At 44.2% G+C, this 258-nt stretch carries 1 protein-coding gene; it reads left to right on the top strand.

Annotation, left to right across the window (positions count from 1 at the left end; genetic code table 11):
* Positions 1–38 precede the first annotated feature (38 nt).
* The coding region (locus tag AAEY72_RS15495; protein WP_352311502.1) for a Rossmann-fold NAD(P)-binding domain-containing protein at positions 39–258 on the top strand (220 nt) is incomplete at its 3' end.

The raw sequence follows: 258 nt of genomic DNA, 5'->3' as shown, positions 1-258 counted from the left end.
GTACTACTATTTTACCTCTACTTTCTCAAGTTGAAGGCGTGAGCTTTACAGATGAAGAAGTTGCAGCACTTACTCCACGTATCCAAAATGCGGGTACTGAAGTTGTAAATGCTAAAGCGGGTGGCGGTTCAGCTACTTTATCAATGGGTGCAGCAGCAGCTCGTTTTTGTATGTCTTTAGTTAAAGGCCTACAAGGTGAAGACGTTGTAGATTACGCGTACGTTGCTGTTGAAAATGGCGATGCGGAGTACTTTGCAC

Origin of the sequence: Psychrobacter sp. W2-37-MNA-CIBAN-0211 (assembly GCF_040309405.1) — a bacterium.
GTDB classification, from domain to species: Bacteria; Pseudomonadota; Gammaproteobacteria; order Pseudomonadales; family Moraxellaceae; genus Psychrobacter; species Psychrobacter glaciei.
Note: the sequence above shows the minus strand (reverse complement) of the source record. Positions and strands in the feature narration are given on the sequence as shown.